We start from the raw sequence: 4053 nt of genomic DNA, 5'->3' as shown, positions 1-4053 counted from the left end.
TAGTTTAAGAACGGCCCGATATGAAACATTCCAGACGCGCGCGATGGATTTTAGGCATAACCGCCGCACCGCTCATAATATGGTCTGGCTACTGGGCCGCAGCAGCCTACGCCTTTGAACAAGGGGCGCACCTGGCCGCTCGAGAAGCTCATAAATCTGGTGTTTCCGCACAGTTTCAAGACATCTCCGTTCAGGGCTATCCCACAGAATTCGAAGTGGGCATATCCGATATTTCAGTAGGTGTTGAAAACACGCTCACGTGGGAAACGCAAAAAGCCGTTTTGCACACCGCGAGTTTTAAGCCCAATGAAATAAGCCTCGATCTATCCGAGACTCATCAGATCAACGGCTCTTTTGGCGCTACAACCATAGCCACAAAACAAGCCGAGCTTTCTATTCTCGTTCGTCCGTCATGGCTTATTCCACTCGGTAAAATAGCCTTGAAAGCTGAAGATATGGCCATTGAGCACGCCGATGGGTTTAAGGCCAATCTAGGCTCTGTTTTTGCAACAGTCACAAGCTATGCCGATCCGAAAGAAGCTTATAATCTTGCAGCAGAGCTTGATAATATCAGCCTTGGCCGCCTCTTGCCCGAGCTTCCCCCCGCCTATCACTCCGTTCAAGCCTTACGGTTCAACTCGGACGTTCTGTTTGATGCAGCATGGGACAGAAAGGCCATGTCCCGCGGCCTTCCAGCTTTGCAAAAAACTGTCCTGAATGAGATCCGCTTTGATTTTGGCGACGCAAACATCTCGGCCACGGGCCAGCTGACACACGAGGCCGCCTTCGGCCCCACGGGTCAAATTAACCTCACAGTTCAAGGCTGGCAAAGCCTGTTCGAGCTCGCCAAAAGCCTCGGTTATGTGGCCCCAAACCTTGAAGATATGTTTTTCACCCTGCTCACAGACCTGGCAGCGCAAACCGGCTCAAGCGATACAATCACCCTCCCCCTCACACTGCAAAACGGCCGTGTCTCCTACGGAGCCTTAACCTTCGGAACATTGCCCAAAGGTCGCTGACTCGCAGTCATTTATAACTAAAAGGCCATATTTCAATGAGTTACAATCCCGCGCGTCAAACTGCCCCATTCGCCCTCAATGGCAAGCAGACCTTCAGACTGAAAACGCTTGACAGTTGGCAACTCAACACGGTTTGGGCCTTTCCCCTCCTCACAGCCTGCGGCGGCGGGTCTTCTGATACCTCTGGCACAAATCATAGCATCGGCAGTTTGCCGTCCGGTTACACGCCGCCAAGCTCCCCCTATGTCACGCCGACAGCCCCAGACCCTCATGCAAACACTTTGTTCGAAGCAGAAGTGCCGCCCTATTGGGTCGCAGCTTTAGGCAACAGCAACTACGATCAGCTTGATACCTTCTACAAATCCTTCGATAACAAAGTCGGATTTGCTTTCCCGACAACAGCGCCAGACTATCTTACCGACACGGACAAAGCTGGCTGGGCTGCCGCATCTCCTGCGGTCCAGGCGGCCTATCGCGATATCTTCTCCGACTTGGAAACACTCTTCAATGTGAGCTTTGAAGAGGTCACAGACACGAGCGCCTTCAACGTTGTCTCGATCTCCCAAAACACCCAGACCGATACGTCAGGATATGCGTTTTTCCCCAATGAAACCGATCCCATTGGCTCTGATGTCTTTATCTCAAACGAGTATGACAATCCGACGTCTTCAAGCAGCGGAACCAATTTTGATTACGAACTCCTGTTGCACGAGCTGAGCCACGCCTTTGGCTTCAAGCACCCCTTCGAAGCAGATGGAACAGCCACAGAGACGCTCTCAGATCGCGAAGACAATTCAAACTGGACAGTCGCAACCTATACTCAGGTTCCCTCCGCCTATAACGGTGCCTATCGTGATCTTGATCTCATGACATTCGCAGGTCTGTTCGGGATCAACCCCTCCTACAAGGCGGGCGACACAACTTATACCTTCTCAAACAGCACAAGCGTTTTTATCCTCGACGGGGCAGGCCATGATACCATAAGCGCCGCCGCAGAAAGCGCTGCGGCCTATATTGATCTTCGCCCAGAGATGCACAGTCACCTTGGCTCAAAGTCTGAGTTTATCACAGATGCACGCCAGCTGACCATTTCAGCAGGCTCGGAGATAGAAGTCGCGATTGGCGGCTCAGGCAATGATTATCTCGTCGGAAATACGCTTGATAACGAGCTGCGCGGCGCTGCGGGCAACGACAAGATCTTCGCAGGCGAAGGCAAGGATACGGTTCAAGGCGGCGCAGGGTCCGATACCATCGACCTGTCAGAAGCCACTTCAAAAACCGACACACTGGTGTTTGAATCCCGTCCCGCAGGCAATGGCGCAGATACGGTCTATGCCTTTGATCAAGGTGCAGGGGGCGATGTCATAAGCTTCTCTTCTATGGCAAGTGCAAGCCTTCTCGCCGTTGTCAGCGCCGCCAATGTCCCTGTCGCAAACGTCAGCGGAGCAATCCTACGGCTGGTGTCAGACGGGCTTGATAGCGTTGCGGCCCTGTCCACAGCCCTCTCGGAAGGCGGCAGCTTTGCCAATCTCCAGATATCCTCTGGCTCTGAGATTCTCGCGCTGACGGCCGCCTCTCAGGCCACAGGTCAGGATCAGTCACTGTTCCATATTGCAAATGACGGGGCGGGCCTGACTGTCCATCTACTCGCTAGTTTCGCAGGCAATTACCTCGATATTGACACATGGCACGGCGATAATTTCATCTAAACATTGCACAGCATTTGCGCCAAGCCTTCGGGCTTGCGCTTATTCATGGTTAAGATTATTAGGGCGTTAACCGTGTTTCTGCGTCTTGGTTAAGCAGAGCTGAACAGCGCAGAGGTCGGTCCAAAGGGCAGCCTCTGCCTCGGTTTGCGCCTCAAATGTCTGATCAGACAGGGTTCAAGGCCAGAGACATCACTGGCGTTCCGCTTGTGAAATACCGCCCAAATCGGCGGTTGAAACCAGCGCAAGACAATCTCCGAATACGGTATTTCAAAAAGACTCCCCGCCCAGAGCGCTCGATCCTCTTTAAGGCAAAACCCGTTTGGGAAGACATCCCGAAATCAAACCCCCAAACGTGAAAAGAGCGAGCCGAAGCCCGCTCTTTCCGATACTCCAAATCCCCAGTGGACTTAGAAGTTGAACGCCATATACGCCATGAAGTCGCCCGACTTATTATATTCGAAGTTTGCACTCACAGTGCCACCAAGGTCGTAGGCAGCGCCCATACCATAATCGTCATCATCAGATGCATAGGCATTGATCGAGAATGCGCCTTGCGTGTAGTTAGCATACGCACCTGAAATAGTATTTGTGAGACGTGCACCAACAGTTACATCGCCAAGGGCCGCATTTAGATCAGCTGCATAATAATCATCATCACCAGCTGCGACACCAACATTTACTGAGCCAAGCGTCATTGACGCGCCTGCTTCAAGGCGCTCATCACCCGACACATCACCTGATACTGAAACAGTTGTTGAACCCATCGTGTAGTCTACACGCACACGATCCATGTTTGCAGCACCAGTGCTTGAATACCAGGTTGAAGAGGTATCATAAAGACCCCACCAACCGAGTGAACCAGTGGCTGAACCGAAGACATTTGTGCGTGCACCAGCTGCAGAAGCGGTGTTACCCATTTGAACGGTCAAAGCACCGTTTTTAACTGTGATTTGTGGTGCGTTGAAACCATCGGCGCGTTCACCTGTAGCGCTGAAGCCTACGCCGTTGTCTACGCGCAAACGGCTGAAGATGCTTACTTCCATGCCATTATCGGCTGTAGCAGTGCCTGTCGCATTGATTTGGAAACGGTTCAGCAAACCTTGCTCAGAAGCAGCGTCATCGTTGTAAATACCAAACGCACCATATCCTGCGAATGTTACGTCTGCTGCTGCTACTGATGCAGTTGCCACTAGCGCTGTAGTAGCGAAAACACGACTTTAGATCCACAAAGAGCCACAGCCGATGACAGTATGCGACGATACATTAGGCATACATTGACCACATTTCGGCTCTCGTCCAAGCGTTCAAGTGACAATATTATTTGG

2 protein-coding genes and 1 pseudogene are annotated in these 4053 nt (G+C 52.0%); 2 read left to right on the top strand and 1 reads right to left on the bottom strand.

Annotation, left to right across the window (positions count from 1 at the left end):
- The first annotated feature begins 20 nt into the window (after positions 1–20).
- A complete protein-coding gene (locus ACTF58_RS12725) occupies positions 21–1019 on the top strand; it encodes a DUF2125 domain-containing protein (RefSeq protein WP_438992342.1) in 999 nt (332 codons plus the stop codon).
- A gap of 35 nt (positions 1020–1054) precedes the next feature.
- Positions 1055–2728 (top strand): M10 family metallopeptidase C-terminal domain-containing protein, encoded by a 1674-nt coding sequence (locus ACTF58_RS12720; RefSeq protein WP_438992341.1) that lies wholly within the window; start codon positions 1055–1057, stop codon positions 2726–2728.
- A 407-nt stretch (positions 2729–3135) separates the two neighbouring features.
- On the opposite strand, the pseudogene ACTF58_RS12715 reads toward ACTF58_RS12720, so the two are convergent.
- Positions 3136–3921 (bottom strand): annotated as a pseudogene (locus ACTF58_RS12715) (porin); the annotation flags it as partial.
- Between the last annotated feature and the right edge of the window lie 132 nt (positions 3922–4053).

The organism is Lentibacter sp., assembly GCF_965657785.1.
GTDB lineage: Bacteria > Pseudomonadota > Alphaproteobacteria > Rhodobacterales > Rhodobacteraceae > Lentibacter.
Note: the sequence above shows the minus strand (reverse complement) of the source record. Positions and strands in the feature narration are given on the sequence as shown.

Coding starts and splice junctions, on each gene's coding strand:
- ACTF58_RS12725 (WP_438992342.1), top strand. CDS start 21: ATGAAACATTCCAGACGCGCGCGATGGATTTTAGGCATAACCGCCGCA.
- ACTF58_RS12720 (WP_438992341.1), top strand. CDS start 1,055: ATGAGTTACAATCCCGCGCGTCAAACTGCCCCATTCGCCCTCAATGGC.